The organism is Kitasatospora sp. NPDC059722 (assembly GCF_042733235.1).
Lineage (GTDB): Bacteria > Actinomycetota > Actinomycetes > Streptomycetales > Streptomycetaceae > Kitasatospora.
On record NZ_JBHWGD010000014.1, the window covers coordinates 17,688 to 31,536 of the forward strand.

Annotated in this window: 17 protein-coding genes and 1 tRNA gene; 8 read left to right on the forward strand and 10 right to left on the reverse strand. The window is 73.9% G+C overall.

The annotated features are described in order from the left end of the window. Nucleotides 1-158: 158 nt before the first annotated feature. The gene (locus ACFV4F_RS11725; RefSeq protein WP_380501779.1) at nucleotides 159-971 is read right to left on the reverse strand and encodes a hypothetical protein; all 813 of its coding nucleotides are present in this window, start codon (nucleotides 969-971) and stop codon (nucleotides 159-161) included. Between the two features lie 173 nt (nucleotides 972-1,144). On the opposite strand from ACFV4F_RS11725, the gene ACFV4F_RS11730 reads away from it, so the two are divergent. After that, a complete protein-coding gene (locus ACFV4F_RS11730) occupies nucleotides 1,145-1,315 on the forward strand; it encodes a hypothetical protein (protein WP_380501781.1) in 171 nt (56 codons plus the stop codon). Beyond that, nucleotides 1,308-1,850, forward strand: coding sequence for a DUF4303 domain-containing protein (locus tag ACFV4F_RS11735; protein ID WP_380501783.1), 543 nt, complete (start codon nucleotides 1,308-1,310; stop codon nucleotides 1,848-1,850). The genes ACFV4F_RS11730 and ACFV4F_RS11735 overlap by 8 nt, the downstream gene beginning before the upstream one ends. Nucleotides 1,851-1,867: 17 nt before the next feature. Here ACFV4F_RS11735 and ACFV4F_RS11740 read toward each other — a convergent pair whose 3' ends face one another. After that, nucleotides 1,868-2,425, reverse strand: coding sequence for a helix-turn-helix domain-containing protein (locus ACFV4F_RS11740; RefSeq protein WP_380501785.1), 558 nt, complete (start codon nucleotides 2,423-2,425; stop codon nucleotides 1,868-1,870). Nucleotides 2,426-2,511: 86 nt separating this feature from the next. On the opposite strand from ACFV4F_RS11740, the gene ACFV4F_RS11745 reads away from it, so the two are divergent. Beyond that, entirely contained in the window at nucleotides 2,512-3,387 is an 876-nt protein-coding gene (locus ACFV4F_RS11745; protein ID WP_380501787.1) for an alpha/beta fold hydrolase, read from the forward strand. Further along, nucleotides 3,384-3,983 (forward strand): DUF1707 domain-containing protein, encoded by a 600-nt coding sequence (locus tag ACFV4F_RS11750; protein WP_380501789.1) that lies wholly within the window; start codon nucleotides 3,384-3,386, stop codon nucleotides 3,981-3,983. The genes ACFV4F_RS11745 and ACFV4F_RS11750 overlap by 4 nt, the downstream gene beginning before the upstream one ends. On the opposite strand, the gene ACFV4F_RS11755 is transcribed toward ACFV4F_RS11750, so the two are convergent. Genes ACFV4F_RS11755 through ACFV4F_RS11765 form a run of 3 tightly spaced genes read right to left on the reverse strand, consistent with a single transcriptional unit; the run spans nucleotide 3,984 to nucleotide 5,822 of the window. Continuing rightward, the gene (locus ACFV4F_RS11755) at nucleotides 3,984-4,415 is read right to left on the reverse strand and encodes a MarR family winged helix-turn-helix transcriptional regulator (protein ID WP_380501791.1); all 432 of its coding nucleotides are present in this window, start codon (nucleotides 4,413-4,415) and stop codon (nucleotides 3,984-3,986) included. It lies immediately after the preceding gene. Next, nucleotides 4,415-4,831: an SRPBCC family protein gene (locus ACFV4F_RS11760; RefSeq protein ID WP_380501793.1), complete on the reverse strand. Its 417-nt coding sequence runs from the start codon at nucleotides 4,829-4,831 to the stop codon at nucleotides 4,415-4,417. Before ACFV4F_RS11760 ends, ACFV4F_RS11755 begins: the two co-directional genes overlap by 1 nt. Nucleotides 4,832-4,886: 55 nt before the next feature. After that, nucleotides 4,887-5,822, reverse strand: a complete 936-nt coding sequence (locus ACFV4F_RS11765) for a LysR family transcriptional regulator (protein WP_380490396.1) — start codon at nucleotides 5,820-5,822, stop codon at nucleotides 4,887-4,889. Between the two features lie 165 nt (nucleotides 5,823-5,987). On the opposite strand from ACFV4F_RS11765, the gene ACFV4F_RS11770 reads away from it, so the two are divergent. Beyond that, complete coding sequence (locus tag ACFV4F_RS11770; RefSeq protein WP_380501795.1) at nucleotides 5,988-6,866, forward strand: SDR family oxidoreductase; 879 nt, start codon at nucleotides 5,988-5,990, stop codon at nucleotides 6,864-6,866. A 125-nt stretch (nucleotides 6,867-6,991) separates the two neighbouring features. After that, complete coding sequence (locus ACFV4F_RS11775; protein ID WP_380501797.1) at nucleotides 6,992-8,086, forward strand: PQQ-binding-like beta-propeller repeat protein; 1,095 nt, start codon at nucleotides 6,992-6,994, stop codon at nucleotides 8,084-8,086. Between the two features lie 203 nt (nucleotides 8,087-8,289). On the opposite strand, the gene ACFV4F_RS11780 is transcribed toward ACFV4F_RS11775, so the two are convergent. After that, entirely contained in the window at nucleotides 8,290-9,318 is a 1,029-nt protein-coding gene (locus ACFV4F_RS11780; RefSeq protein ID WP_380501799.1) for an AraC family transcriptional regulator, read from the reverse strand. A gap of 126 nt (nucleotides 9,319-9,444) precedes the next feature. On the opposite strand from ACFV4F_RS11780, the gene ACFV4F_RS11785 reads away from it, so the two are divergent. Continuing rightward, nucleotides 9,445-9,516: transfer RNA gene (locus ACFV4F_RS11785), tRNA-Glu, on the forward strand. A gap of 55 nt (nucleotides 9,517-9,571) precedes the next feature. On the opposite strand, the gene ACFV4F_RS11790 is transcribed toward ACFV4F_RS11785, so the two are convergent. The 4 genes from ACFV4F_RS11790 to ACFV4F_RS11805 all read right to left on the reverse strand — a co-directional run bounded on the left by ACFV4F_RS11790 (nucleotide 9,572) and on the right by ACFV4F_RS11805 (nucleotide 13,019). Then, nucleotides 9,572-10,186, reverse strand: coding sequence for a restriction endonuclease (locus ACFV4F_RS11790; RefSeq protein ID WP_380501801.1), 615 nt, complete (start codon nucleotides 10,184-10,186; stop codon nucleotides 9,572-9,574). Between the two features lie 155 nt (nucleotides 10,187-10,341). After that, on the reverse strand, nucleotides 10,342-10,542 hold the full coding sequence (locus tag ACFV4F_RS11795; RefSeq protein ID WP_380501802.1) for a hypothetical protein: 201 nt from the start codon (nucleotides 10,540-10,542) through the stop codon (nucleotides 10,342-10,344). Between the two features lie 181 nt (nucleotides 10,543-10,723). Then, entirely contained in the window at nucleotides 10,724-12,244 is a 1,521-nt protein-coding gene (locus ACFV4F_RS11800) for a serine hydrolase domain-containing protein (protein ID WP_380501804.1), read from the reverse strand. A gap of 148 nt (nucleotides 12,245-12,392) precedes the next feature. Continuing rightward, nucleotides 12,393-13,019 (reverse strand): TetR/AcrR family transcriptional regulator, encoded by a 627-nt coding sequence (locus tag ACFV4F_RS11805; protein ID WP_380501806.1) that lies wholly within the window; start codon nucleotides 13,017-13,019, stop codon nucleotides 12,393-12,395. 108 nt (nucleotides 13,020-13,127) lie between these two features. Here ACFV4F_RS11805 and ACFV4F_RS11810 point away from each other — a divergent pair, with 108 nt between their 5' ends. Continuing rightward, on the forward strand, nucleotides 13,128-13,796 hold the full coding sequence (locus ACFV4F_RS11810) for a hypothetical protein (RefSeq protein ID WP_380501808.1): 669 nt from the start codon (nucleotides 13,128-13,130) through the stop codon (nucleotides 13,794-13,796). The last annotated feature ends 53 nt before the right edge of the window (nucleotides 13,797-13,849 follow it).

Sequence of the window (13,849 nt, forward strand, 5' to 3'; positions counted from 1 at the left end):
TCGGCTGAAGGCGCGGGTGGCGGTGACTCGAAGTGCCCGCCGTTGTCGTGCCTCCCGTTATCGCCGATCGACTGCCGGGCGGGGCGGAGAACCGCGCGGTGTTCACCCGCCTGCCATCCGACGACCAGTCGAAAGAGTCTCCTCGGGGCCAGGGAGCGTCAGCCGTTGGCGCAGCCGGCCGTCGCGCAGGTCTGCCAGGGGCCCCAGGCGCCCGGGGTCCGCTCGGAGACCTCGGCGTACATCGACGGGGCGTTCCACATGTGCGCGACGACCGTGAGTGTCCCGTCCGAGGCCTGCGTGACGGCGGACGGCGTGGCGACGGAGGACGGCAGCGGGCCGGCCCCGAGGTCGGTCCAGGAAGCCCAAACGCCGGGCGCACTCTGCTCGTTGACGTACAGCCGCGGTGCACCCGAGCCCTGGTAGACCTCGAAGAACGCCAGCGTCCCGTCCGCCCTCGTGAAGGCCACCGGCGGGCCGAAGAAGCGCGGCACGCTCGCCGAGGACGGGCCGAACGCCTCGGGCGCCGACCACGCCCCGCCCTCTCCGGACTGGTGCATCCGGACCAGGACGGTCGACTGGTAGCCGATGGTGAACACCTCCAGGCTCCCGTCGGCGTCCGCGGCCGCGGTGAGCACCAGGTTCTGGAAGTTGAGCGCCATGCCGTTGACCTGGCTCCAGCCGCCGTACGCGCCGCCGGGGGCGCTCTGCGAGCGGTGCCAAATCGTGTGGCCGGTCGCGTAGTTGGTCGAGAAGATCGCGACCTGGGCCCGCGTGCCGTCGGGGCGGGTGACCGTGGTGGACTGCACCTGGGTGCCGGGAGGCGTCGCGTCCTGCGCCCGGAGCCCGGCCGCGGCCACGTGCGTCGGGGCAGGGCCGTGCGCCTGGGCGGCCGGTGCGAGGAGTGCGGCCGCGCCGACGAGTGCGGCGCAGACGGTCGCCGCCGCCCTGAGTCGGCGTGCGTTCTTGCGCATGGGTCCGTCCCTTCCGATCGGTCGCCTGGGCACGTGTGCCTCGGCCATCCTGGCGCCCGGGTAGTCATCCTGTAGGCGTGTGGCGGGAATTGGCGGAATGCGAGGGGCCGGGGGAGAGGGGGTGATGTCGACTGCCGGGCCTGCCGCTGTCGGTACGGCCTTATGGTCATCGTGTGACACCGAGACCACCACGCAGGATCCGGGTCGACGGACGGGACTACCGCTGGAGGGTCCAGGTCCTCGACCCCGGCCACGTCGCCGTCCGGGTCCGGCTCGACGGGCCGGGCAGGCGGCGGCAGCTCGTCGTCTCCGTCGAATTCGACGACCGGTGCCGTCGTGCCTGACGCCGGGGCCCGGCTGCGGGCGGAGGTGGAGCGGGCGGCACGGGCCGCCTTCGCGGGGCTGCTCGACGCCCGTCCCGCTGCGGACTACTGCGGGTACGCGTTGTACTCCGATGCCGGCGCGATGACCGTGTGCTGTGCGGCCAACACCGTCCCGCACCTCGCCCGGCTGCGGGCCGAGGACCCGACCGAGGCGGACTACTACGAGTGGACTCCGGCGGAGTGGGCGATGGAGGGCGTCGCCGCCGAGCAGTTCGCGTCGATCTGCCGACGGCTGCGCGCCGAGAGGCCGGACGCCGGCGACGCGCGGTTCCGGACGTTCCGGGACACCGTGTACGAGGCGTGTGTGGCCGCGCTCGAATCGCTCGTCGCCGAAGGTGCCTTCGGCCCGGGCACCGACCACGTGGTGGTCTTCGCCGTCTCCGACCCCGATGACCTGGACCCGGCGCGCGAGGCCGAGTGGATCCGCCGTCTCAACCCGCCGGCGAGGGCGGACCGGTTCGCCCGCTGGCGCGGAACGGCCCCGGTGCGACCGTAAGCGGGCCGACCGGTTGCTCAGGAGCGCGCCTCGTCGCCCGCCTCCGCCGCCGGGCCGGTGGGGAAGCGGATCGGGCTGAGCAGGTAGGGCCTGCGCCCGGGCGCCGGTTCGTTCGCCAGGTAGGGGCCGAGGACCGCGAGCAGGTCGCCCGTCATCCGCCCGAGTTCCTCCGGGCTCAGCCACAGCGTGCCCTGCCGGTAGGAGACCCCGTCGGCCACCGGGTCGGCGCCCTCGCGGTCGAGGTAGGCGTTGAACTCGGCGATGAGGACGGCCATCGCGGCGGCGAAGCCCCGGCGGTGGTCGTCGGGCGTCATCGCCGCGGCGTCGGCGGTGCCGACGGAGGGGCGGTCCCGGCACAGCCGGTAGGACCGCTCGACGGTGCCGCGCACCCGCCGCTCGTCGGCCACCTCCAGGAAGCCCGCCTCGGCGAGTACGCCGACGTGCCGGTACATGGTCACCTTCGGCACCTCGGGCATGCGCTCGCACAGCTGGGAGGTGGTGAGGACCCGGTCCCCGGCGAACGCGTGTACGACGCGCAGCCGCACCGGGTGGAGAAGCACGTCCGTAGTGTCCATGGGCTTTACGATTCCACACTTGGCACTATTATCGAAACTGGAAATGATGGCGATCCATCGGTGATCGACGGTGATCGGAGGGGGACATGCGCCAGCAGAGGGGACGGGCGGTGCCGGTGAACGGCCGGTCCGTCTACGTGGAGGAGTCCGGCACCGGACCGGACCACGTGGTGTTCGAGGCGGGCGGGGGAATGGGCCGCACCTGCTGGGATCCGGTGCGGCCGCTGCTGCTGGACCGGGCGCGCCTCGTGGCGTACGACCGCGCCGGCTTCGGCCGCAGCGGCCGGACGGAGGGCGGGCTGAGCATCGACGACATGGCCGCGGACCTGGTCGCGATGGTCGAGGCGGTCGTGCCCGGCCGCTTCGTGCTGGTCGCGCACAGCATGGGCGGCCTGGTCGCGCGCCGCGCCGCGGAGGCGCTGGGGCCGCGGCTGCGCGGGCTGCTGCTGCTCGACCCGACGGCGGAGACCGCGCCCGTCTACGACACGTTCGACCGGACCGTCACCCAGGTGGACCGCAGCCTGGCCATGCTGCAGACGCTCGTCCGGTTCCGCTGGTTCGCCCGCCTGACCAGCGGGAACGTCCGCCGGGTGTTCCCCGCGGACGCGTACGAGACCATGCTGGCCGAGGACTTCGTCCCGGCGGGCATCGCGCAGACGAGGAAGGAGATCAAGGCCGTGGCCGAGGCGATCCCGCGCTTCCGTGCCGCGCCGCCCGCCCCGCCCGCGTGCCCGACCGTCCTGCGATCGGCTTCCCGGCCGCAGCCGGGCCGGGCGCGGCACCACGCCGGACTCGTCGAGCACCAGCGCCGTTGGGTCGAGGCGCTGCCCGACGGCCGGTTCGAGCGCGCGGACTCGGGCCACTTCATCCAGGCCGAGCAGCCGGGCGTCGTCGCCGACCGCGTGCGCGAGTTGCTCGACGCGTCCCACTCCGACACCGGGACCGGCGAGGAGACCCGGTGACGCACGAGCCCCGCGAAGCCACCCCGGCCCTGCGCGTCTCCGACGCCGACCGCGAGCGCGCCGCCGCCGTCCTGCGGGAGGCGACGGCCGACGGCCGGCTCGCCACCGGGGAGCTGGACGAGCGCCTGGACCTCGTCTACGGCGCGCGGACGACGGGTGAACTGGCCGACGCCGTCCGGGACCTCGGGTCGCCGGGCGGCAGGCCGACGGCGGCCGAGGACGTCGGCGTGCTGAGCGACTTCGCCCGTCGCGGTCCCTGGCTGGTGGGCGCCCGGTACCGCGCCACGGCGGTCGTCGCGACGGGCGTGGTCGACCTCCGGGGGGCCCGGTTCACCGGCCCGGAGACGACGATCCGCGTGCACGCGTGGATCGGCACGGTCCACGTCGTCGTCCCCGAGGGCGTCGAGGTGTGCGTCGAGGGCACCGGAGTCCTGGGCGGTTTCCACCAGGACCGCGCGACGACGCACCGCCCGGCCGCCCACCGGATCACCGTCACCGGCGTAGCCGTGTGCGGCAGCGTGTTCGTCGTGCGCGAGCTCCCGGCAGCCAAGGAGCGCCGCCTCCGGAAGCGCGAACGGAAGGGCCTCGGCGGATAGTCACGCCTCCGGGGCGGCGGCCAGGCGGCGGAGCAGGGTCAGCGTGTCCTCGCGGGGCACCGGCCGGAAGAACTCCGCGTCGACGGCCTCGACGGCGGCGATCGCGCGCGGGGCCAGCTCGGCGCCGTTGTCGGTGATGCGCAGGCGCTTGGCGCGGGTGTCGGCGGGGTCGACCTCGCGCTCGATCAGGCCCTTGGTTTCGAGGGCGCGCAGCACCTGGGAGGTCATCTTGACGTCGGTGCCGGCCTGGCGGGCGAGGGCGAGCTGGTTGGGGTGCTCGCCCTGGGAGTTGAGCCACCAGGTGCAGGCGAGCAGGACGAACTGGACGTGGGTGAGGCCGAGCGGGCCGAGCGCGGCGGCGATGTCGCGCTGCCAGCGCAGCGTGGCGTGCCAGAGCAGGAACCCGGGGCTGTCGCCGGGGCCGGGCGCCATCAGCCGCGCGCCAGGGCGACGAGGGCGGCCATGGTCGCGGGCCAGTCCGCGGTGACGGCCGGGCCGAGCTGCGGGCCCGTCAGGTCGACGGTGTCGCCGGTGATCTCCATCCGGTAGGTGACCCGGGTGCGCAGCCGCTCGCCGCGTTCCAGCCGGTGGGTGGTGCGCAGGACGAGGCCGTCGATCCTGGCCTCGTCGACGAAGAGTTCGCCGGCGGTGGCCTCGGCGATGCGCAGGTGGACGGGGTCTTGCCCGCAGGGGGTCATGAGGATGCCGGTGCCGGCCTCGAACGGGCCGTCGATCCGGACGCTCACGATGTCGGCGTTCCACGCCCCCCAGTGGTCGACGTCGGCCCACAGGCGCCAGACGGCCTCGGGGGTGGCGTCGGTCTCGACGCTGTGCTCGTACGTCCACATGGGGTGCCTCCGGGAGGGGAAGAGGTAATCCGTCCGTAGATTATCTGCGCGCAGGCTATGAGTCCAGGCCGCCCCTCCGCGCCGTGACCCCCCGCTGCGGCTCCGGCGCGCCCGTCAGCAGCGCCTCCGCCGCCTTCCGGAAGGCGGCGACCAGGCGGCCGCGCTCGCCGGCCCGCACCGCCAGCACGACGTGGCTCGGCTCGACGCCCTCCATCGGGACGACGACCAGGTCCGGGCGCGGCGCGGACCGCCCGGGGCCGATCGGGACGAGGGCCACCGCCCGGCCGTCGGCGACGAGTTCGAACTTGTCCTCGTTCGCCGCGACGAGCGGCCCGTCGGGCGCCCGGCGGCCGTCCGGGCGGGGGTCGATCCGCCAGAAGGCGTCCCAGGCCGGGTCGGAGACCCGGGGGAGCGGCTCGTCGGCGATGTCGTCGAGGGTGACGGACGCCCGGCCGGCCAGGCGGTGCCAGGCCGGCACCACGAGGGCCCGGGGCTCGTCGTGCAGGACGGTCACGTGCAGCCCGTCCGTCCTGAGCGGCAGGCGGGTGACGACCGCGTCGGCCCGGTGCTCCAGGAGGGCCTGGCGGGCGTCGTTCCAGGCCAGGTGCCGGGTGTGCACGTCGGCGTCCGGGTGGCGCCGGCGCAGCTCGCGCACGGCCGGCGTGACGATGAGGTTGGCCGTGTAGCCGACGGTGATCCGGCTCGGCTCGGCGGCGGCCCGGGTGTGGGCGGCGGCCTGCGCGGCCGAGCGCAGCAGCGCCCTGGCGCGGGGCAGGAACACCTCGCCCGCCTCGGTCAGTCGGCTGCCCTGCGGGGTGCGGTCGAGCAGCTGCGCGCCGAGCTGCTGCTCCAGGCGGCGGATCTGCCGGCTGAGCGAGGGCTGGGCGACGCGCAGCTCGGCGGCGGCGCGGCCGAAGTTGCGGTGGTCGGCGACCACGGTGAAGTAGCGCACGAGGCGGAGGTCGAGGTCCGGCGGGGATGGGTCGGCCATGTCCCCAGCGTAAGCCCGGTTCCCTGGGGGTCACCTTCGAACAGCACTCCGACCAGTGGTGATGCCTGATCCGTATTGCGCGATCCGGAACAGGACTTGGACGGCGGCCGCCCCACCCGCCGACGCTGGAGGCACCGAGCCGTACCCACGAGGAGTGAATGCATCATGCGCGTGTTCGTCACCGGAGCCACCGGCTTCATCGGCAGTGCCGTGGTCCGCGAACTGCTGGCCGCCGACCACGAGGTCGTCGGGCTCGCCCGCTCCGACCGGTCCGCGGCGGCGCTGGAGGCGGCCGGGGCCGGACTGCACCGCGGAGCGCTCGACGACCCCGGGAGCCTGAGCGCCGGCGCGGCGGCGGCCGACGGGGTCGTCCACCTGGCCTTCATCCACGACTTCAGCCGCTTCGAGGAGTCGGTCCGCGTCGACGGGCGCGCCATCGCCGTGCTGGGCGCCGCGCTGGAGGGCACCGGAAAGCCCTTCGTCGTCAGCTCCGGAACGCCTGCAGCACCCGGCCGCGCCGCGACCGAGCGCGACCGCGCCACCCCCGGCACCCCGGCGGCCGGCCGGGACGCGAACGCCCGCGCGGCGCTGGACCTCGCGGCCCGGGGCGTCCGCCCGTCCGTCGTCCGGCTGCCGCGCAGCGTGCACGGCGAGGGCGACCAGGCCTTCGTCCCGACCCTGATCCGGCTCGCCCGCGAGAAGGGCGTCTCCGGGTACGTCGGGGACGGCTCCACCCGCTGGCCCGCCGTCCACGTCCGGGATGCCGCCCGCCTCTACCGCCTCGCCCTGGAGGAGGCCCCGGCCGGATCGGTCCTGCACGCGATCGGCGACGAGGGCGTGCCGATCCGCGAGATCGCCACGCTGATCGGCCGCCGGCTGGGCCTGCCCGCCGGCCCGCTCCCGCCCGAGGAGTTCGGCTTCCTGGGCGCCCTCCTCGGCGTCGACCAGTCGGCGTCCGCCGCCCTGACCCGCGACCTGCTCGGCTGGCGCCCGGTGGAGCCCGGCCTCGTCGAGGACCTCGACCAGGGGCACTACTTCGCCTGATCCGCCGTCAATCGACGTGCCGGCACGGGAACCAAAACTCGGCGTACGAAGTCGAGTCTGGTGTGAATTCGAACGAAACGCAGAACGATCCGCCCCGGCCCCGCCCCGGCCGCAGGAGGCTGCTGGTGGGCGCCGCGGGAGGCGCCGGCGCCCTCGCGGTCGCGGCGACCGTCGGCTGGTGGGCCCGTCGGGACGACGCCCGCGGCCCGCGGATCTGGAGCACGACGGCCGCCGGCGGCCGGGTCGCCCTGAACACCGGCACGCAGAACGGCCTGTACGTCTCCGGCTACGACGGCCGGGTGAGCGCCCTCGACCCGCACACCGGCACCGTCCGCTGGAGCAGCGAGATCACCACCCCCGGCCACGCCGACACACTGGACGGCTGCCCGATGGCCGTCGCGGACGGACTGGTGTGCGCCACCAGCCTGACCCGCCTCCAGGTCCTCGACGCGGCGACCGGCGCCGTGCGCTGGCAGGCGGAGGAACCCGACAGCATGACGGCCGAGTGGGGCGACGGTCCGGCCGTCGCCGGCGGCCGGGTGTTCGCGGCGTACGGGGGAGCCCTGCGCTCCTACGACGCGGCCACCGGCGAACTGCGCTGGAGCGGCCCGCCGGACACCTCGGGCGTTCCGGCCGTCGCCGGGGACACCGTGTACACCGCCGGGAAATCGGCGGGCGTGCGCGCCCACGACGCGAACAGCGGCCAGCAGCGCTGGGAGCAGAACGCCGTCGGCCGGCAGTTCACCGGTCCCGTCGTCCGCTCCGGCGTCCTGTACACCGCGGACTTCGACCAGGCGACGAAGTCCTCGACCGTCTACGCCCTGGACGCCGCCACGGGCCGGGTCCGCTGGCAGCAGGCCGAACAGGACGTCCCGGGCTGCCCGCTCGCGGTGACCGACGGCACGGTCCTCCTGCTCGGCGGGCCGCGACTGACCGCCCTGGACGCGGACACCGGCCGGACCCGCTGGACCGCCGCCGTCCCCAGCGGCCTCGGCCTCGGCGGCAACGCCGTCACGGCCACCGCCGACACCGTCTACGTCGGGACGAACGACGACCGCGTCTACGCCCACGACCTCGCGACGGGCCACCTCCGCTGGCAGGACGAACCGAAGCGCACCGGAAACGAGCGCACCGGCATCTACCTGGCCGCCACCGGCACCGCCGTCTACCAGGGCGGCCGCCGGGGCGTCCACGCGCTCGGCGCGGTGCCGTCGGCCTGACGTCCCGCCACACGACGCAGCACGGCGGCCCGGCACGCTCCCCTGTGGCGTGCCGGGCCGCCGGCCCGTCCTGCTGCGCCGGGTGGATTGGGTCCGGCGCCGGAGTGGACGGCGGTGGGGCGCCGCTTCTCCTCGGGGAACGAGGCTGCCAGGTCGCGGACCTGCCGTGTTGTCACCGAGTCGACAGTTCCTGCGCACTGCGTCTACTCGCCCGCGCCCCCTGAGGACGCGGTGCGCCGGTGCTCGCTCGGGGAGATCCCGTACGCGGCCCGGAACGCCCGGCTGAAGTCGGAGGCGCGGGGGAGGCCCCGGCGGACGGCGACGGCCTGGACGGGCAGGGCGCGCAGCGCGGGATCGGCCAGGTCCTGGCGGGCCTTCTCCAGCCGTTGGCGGCGGATCCACGCGGCGACCGTCTCACCCTCCGACTGCTGCGTGAAGACACGGTGCAGGTAGCTGACGGAGATGTGGTGCGCGGCGGCGATCACGGGCGGCGAGAGCTCGGGATCGTGCAGGTTCCGGCCGATGAACGTCCGGACGTTCTCCACCAGGGCCCGCTGCCGGGCGTCGTCCGGCAGCACGGCCTCCGCGTCCAGCTCCCGGGCCAGCCAGGCGGCGACGAGGTCGATCACGACCGTTCCCAGCCGCGGCGCCTCGGCCGGGCCGAGGAGGGCGGCCTGGCGGTCCAGCCCGACCAGGAAGTCGGAGAGCAGCGCACTCGTACCCTGGCGCCCCGAGAACCCCCGGCCCATCAGGTCGCGCACCCGGTCCGGGGGCAGGGGCAGCATCGCCATGGGGAAGTCGATGCCCAGGGCATCGGTCCGGGGTGCCTGCGGTCCGGCGGTCCCGGTGGCGCGGCCGGCGAACGCCCGCACGTCGTACGGGTGCGAGCTGTCGAGCACGGTCAGCTCGCCGGGCCGGAACACCGTCATGCCGGCCCGGGGGTCGCGGGTCAGCGACAGGGCCCCGTCGAGCACCAGCGTCAGGTGGCACACCTCCCGGTCGGACTGCCGCACCCGCCGTGCGGACCGCCGGAACCTGGCCGGCGGGAACGACGACTTGAGGAGCGTGACCGGCCCCAGCTCCAGGTGCCGCATCTCCGCCTCGAAGTGGTCGGCGTGCGCACTGGTCATCTCACTGTCCCGGGTCCGCCCGATCAGCTCCCGCCAGCAGTCGAAACGGTCCTCCGCAGGCAGTTCGTCGCCCCGGAACACGGTCCCCGCACTCCCGGTCAATCCCGGCTCCTTCCCTCGGCTCCTGTCCCCGTCGGCTCTCGATTTTCCTCTTCCGATCATGAACTGGTAACTTCTTATCCGTCGACGGGACCAGATCGCGGAAGCGAGCGGGGCCAGGTCGGTCAGGCGTCGGTGGTGCAGTGGTAGCACGCCCGCTTTCAGCGGGAAGGGTTCGTTCGATTCGGGCCCGGCGCTCCAACTCGTGGGGGCGGGAGCCGGTTTCGGCTCCCGCCCCCACGGCGTTCTCCGTGGGTCAGTTGCCGCGGCCGTCGCGGGGAGCGGGCACACGCGGCAGGACGTCCCAGAGCGGCCGGCCTCCGGCGGCCCAGCGGGCCAGGGTGGGGCGGTCGACCAGGAGGATCCCCTGCTCGGCGCCCCAGTGGCGGGAATCCCGGGAGAAGCGGCCGTTGGTGACGACGACGGCGCCGTGCGCGCCGTGCACGCGCTGGTAGGTGCCGGCGAGGGCGTACAGCACGCCGACGCCGACGGGTTTGCCGCCGACGGGATCCTGCTTGTGCTTGCACTGCACGGCCCAGCGCCGGCCCATCGGATCCTCGGCCAGCACGTCCACGCTCTGGTCACCGGCCCGCCCGACCTTGCTCGCGCGGCAGCCGTCGCGCTGCAGCAGATCGCGCACCGCGTACTCGAACGCGTCCGGCTTCATGTGGTCGATCCCGCCCGGCCCGCTCAGCGCCAGCCGCAACTGTGCCGCGTGCAGCTGCTGTTGCCGGGCCGCGAGCGCACGCCTGCGCATGACGGCCGCCCCGGCCGCGCCCGCCACGACGGCGGCGACCACGAGCACCCACCAGTTCGCCGCCAGCCACCGCACCACGGTCACCACCAGCCCGAACGCGAATAGCCCGGCCACCCCGTAGACGATCCAGGTGCCATCACCACGCCGCACGGGCCTGCGCCGGCGCCGCCGCACGGGCGGCCTGCGGCTAGCCAAGCTGCGCTCCGAGGTTGTTCGTCCTCGTCAAACCGGTGTCCTCTCCTGGGGGATGGCCTCGTCGGCCGGGAGTCTCAATGGGTCGCGTCGACGGCGACGCCGACGAGCTGGAGGATCGCCCGCCCCCAGGCCGTGGCCGCGATCAGGACCCCGAACACGACGGCGGTGAAGACGGTGACCGCCTCGTCCACCCGGCTGCGCGCCTCCGTCCGGCGCCGGAGCCGGACGACGATGAGGATCGCGAGGAATACCGTCGCACTGATCGTGTACTGCAATGCCCGCCCCCGGCTGCATGTTGACCCTGTGTGAGCCGCCGGTCACCCGGAGCCCGATGTCGTCCGGGCGAGCATGCCAGAGCGGCCGCCCGCCCGCAGCCGCTTCGGGTAAAAACGGGCGGGGGCGAACGGCCGCTCGGGAGGCCTGCGCCCAGGAGGCCTGAGCTCAGCAGGTCTGCGGTCAGGCGGACTTGGCCGTGGCGCGGACGCCGAAGTGGACGTAGCGGGTGCCGTCGGCGAGGGCGTAGAAGACGACGGGGATCCACGCGTCCTTGTCGTTGCGGCGGCCCGCGAAGACCGTCTTGGTGGGAGAGTCGGACACGGGCGTGAGGTGCCAGACGAGCGGGTCGAAGGTGCCGGCGAGGCCTCCCCGGCCTTCGTAGCGCAGGTCCAGCACGCCCTCGCCCTCGCCGTCGCTCTCGTGGGCGGTGATGGTCATCAGGAAGCCCTCGCGCAAGTAGTGGCCCGTGAACGGCTCGGTGTCGACGGTCGGAGGGTTGTCGGCCGGGCCGAACGCGGGCATGGCGACCCCGGCGAACTCCGCGCTCAGCTCGCGGCACAGGGCCTCGTGGACCTTCGGTGCGGCGCCCCCGCCGTTGGTGAGCAGGGCGATGGCGAGGCCCTTCTCCGGGATGGCCCGCAGGTAGGCGAGCTGGCCGAAGGTGCTGCCGTCATGGCCGAAACCGCGGGCGCCGTCCCACTCGAACAGGCCCCAGCCGAGGCCCCAGTGGGCGCCGAGGAACCACTGGTCGGGCATCTCGACCTCACGCGTGAGCATCGCCTCCACGGCCGCGGCGGAGAGCACCCGGGTGCCGTCCGGCGCGGTGCCGCCGTCGACGAACATCCGGGCGAAGCGGACCACGTCGGCCGCGGTGGCGCTGATGCCGCCGTACGGTCCGGCGGAGCGCGGCAGCATGTTCCACAGCGGGGTGGGCACCGGGTCCTCGCCGGGCTCGCCCATGTGTCCCATCGCGGCGCGGAAGCGCAGCACCTCCTCGGGCAGCGTCATGGTGTGTTCGAGCCCGAGCGGCTCGCAGATGAGCTGCTTGAGCGCCTCGTCCCAGGTCAGGCCGGTGATCACCTCGACGATCCGGCCGAGGACGTTGTAGCCGGTGCTGGAGTACGACATGGTGGCGCCGGGCGGGTTGGTGAGCCCGACGTCGCGCGTGCCGTCGACGTAGCGGGCCAGGCAGTCGTCGCCGCGGCCCGTGTCGTCGACGTGGTCGCCCTCGATCCCGCTGGTGTGGTTGAGGAGCTGGCGCGGCGTGATGGTGCGGGCCGCTTCGGCGTCGGCGAGGGCGAAGTCCGGCAGGATCTCCGCGACCGGTCGGTCCAGGTCGAGCTTGCCGGCGTCGGCGAGGCTCAGGACGAGGGCGGCGGTGTAGCCCTTGCTGACCGAACCGATCTGGAACACCGAGTCCGTGCTGGTCTCCACCCCCGTGCTGGTGTGCAGGATCCCGCCGGCCACCTCGTGGATCTCACCGCCGGTGAGGACGGCCAGCACGGCGCCGGGAATGCGGTGGACGGCGAGCAACTCGTCGAGCCGGCGCTGCCAGTGGTCGGTGTCGAACGCCCCGCCCGTCCCGGTCCTGCCCAGCGCCCGGTCGACGACCTGCGCGGCCTCCTGGTGCGTGCGGTCCACGAGCTTGGTGACCTCGCGGTCGACGTTCTCCGAGAACTCCTTGTACATGTCCTTCGACACGTTTCCCCTCCCAGATGACGGGTGGTGCGTGGTCGCCCCACCCATTCGAACACCGTTTGAAACGGTCGCGGCGCGGGCCCCGTTCCCGTCCGCCGGGAAATTTCCAACACCGTTCGAAACTGGCTCGGTGCCTATCGGTCGCTGACGGCTATGCGAGCGCCGCGAAGCCCGTGCACAGGAGCCGGATGCTCCGGGTGTACTTCTCGTCCTGGCTGATGCGCGGGATCAGCGGGCCCATGACCAGGGGGAACCGCTCGCACAGGTCGGCGTAGAGCTCGGCGGTGACGGGCGGGGGCGTCGCCGGCTGGTTCTGTTCCTGGAGGACGAAGCCGGTGGCGTGGCTGAGGAGGGTGTCGGCGGCGGTGGCGCAGTGGTCGGCGGGGAGGCCGGCGTCGAGGAGGGTGCGCAGCAGGCGTTCCATCAGGGAGAGGGCGCCTGGGCTGAGCATGCCGGGGCTCTCGGCGAGCAGTTGGGCGCCGCCGGGGTGCTGTTTGATGCTCCGGCGCAGCGTGGCGGCCTGGGCCTCGACGCGGTCCTGCCAGGTGGCGTCGGCGGGGAGGGCGGCCAGGGCTTCGGTGCCGGCGTCGTAGGCCGCTCGGCAGACCCGGTCGGCCATCAGGGCGAGCAGTTCGTCCTTGCCGCGGACGTGGTAGTAGAGGCTGCCGGCGTGGGCGTCGAGGCGGTCGGCGACCTGGCGCATGGACAGGTTCTGGTAGCCGACCTCGGCGAACACGGCCATGCCGGCGTCGACGATGCGCTCCTTGGTGAGCTTCATGCGCTCCACGGTACCGCGTTTTCCAACACTGTTCGAAAATTGTGCTAACTTTGCGCCATCACGTTTTCGAACGGCGTTGGAAAACGCCGAACCGGGGGGAGGGCGGGCATGGGGGCGATCCTGTTCAACGTGACCACGGCCGCGCTGATGGTCATGATGGTCAACTGCGGGCTCGGGGTGGTCGGCCGGGACACCCTGCGGGGGCGGCCGCTGCCGTGGGCGGCGATCGTCCTGACCGCGCTCGCCGTCGGTGGCGTCGTGCTCCAGCTGGTCTGGTCGGGCGCCATGGACGCGCTCGACGCGGACCCCGCCAAGTCGGGCTGGTGGCGCGAGTTCACCTCGGTGTTCATGCAGAACGGCGGCCTGTTCGGCGGCCTGTGGAACCTCGTCACCCTCGCCGCCGTCGCCGCGCTCGCCCACTGGTACTGGGGTGGCACGCTCACCCTCGGCTTCTTCCTCGCCGGCATCCTGCTGCCCGGTCGGATCGACGACCTGCTCGGCTTCGGCGACGGCCCCAGCACCGACCCCCGCAACTTCGCCGGCAGCTCCGGCGCCACCTACTTCCTCGGCGCCACCCTGGCCCTCGCCTTCCTCACCCGCACCCGCGTGCCGAAGGAGATCGCCCTGGCGGCCGGCGTCCCGGCGCTGGGCATGGCGATGTGGCTCGCCCAGGAGAACGGCCACGGACTGGTGTCCGTCTACGGGTTCGCCCTCGGCGCGGTGGCGTGGGCCGTCCGGAGCCGGCTGGTCCGCCCGGCGGCCGAGCGGACCGCCTGACCCCGGACGAGCGGTACGGAGCGGCAGCGGGTGCACGGCGCCCGCTGCCGTCT

What these genes read in the sequence shown, in the direction of transcription:
- ACFV4F_RS11725 (WP_380501779.1), bottom strand. Translation starts at nt 971, where the DNA reads ATGCGCAAGAACGCACGCCGACTCAGGGCGGCGGCGACCGTCTGCGCC.
- ACFV4F_RS11740 (WP_380501785.1), bottom strand. Translation starts at nt 2,425, where the DNA reads ATGGACACTACGGACGTGCTTCTCCACCCGGTGCGGCTGCGCGTCGTA.
- ACFV4F_RS11745 (WP_380501787.1), top strand. Translation starts at nt 2,512, where the DNA reads ATGCGCCAGCAGAGGGGACGGGCGGTGCCGGTGAACGGCCGGTCCGTC.
- ACFV4F_RS11755 (WP_380501791.1), bottom strand. Translation starts at nt 4,415, where the DNA reads ATGGCGCCCGGCCCCGGCGACAGCCCCGGGTTCCTGCTCTGGCACGCC.
- ACFV4F_RS11760 (WP_380501793.1), bottom strand. Translation starts at nt 4,831, where the DNA reads ATGTGGACGTACGAGCACAGCGTCGAGACCGACGCCACCCCCGAGGCC.
- ACFV4F_RS11765 (WP_380490396.1), bottom strand. Translation starts at nt 5,822, where the DNA reads ATGGCCGACCCATCCCCGCCGGACCTCGACCTCCGCCTCGTGCGCTAC.
- ACFV4F_RS11770 (WP_380501795.1), top strand. Translation starts at nt 5,988, where the DNA reads ATGCGCGTGTTCGTCACCGGAGCCACCGGCTTCATCGGCAGTGCCGTG.
- ACFV4F_RS11805 (WP_380501806.1), bottom strand. Translation starts at nt 13,019, where the DNA reads ATGAAGCTCACCAAGGAGCGCATCGTCGACGCCGGCATGGCCGTGTTC.
- ACFV4F_RS11810 (WP_380501808.1), top strand. Translation starts at nt 13,128, where the DNA reads ATGGGGGCGATCCTGTTCAACGTGACCACGGCCGCGCTGATGGTCATG.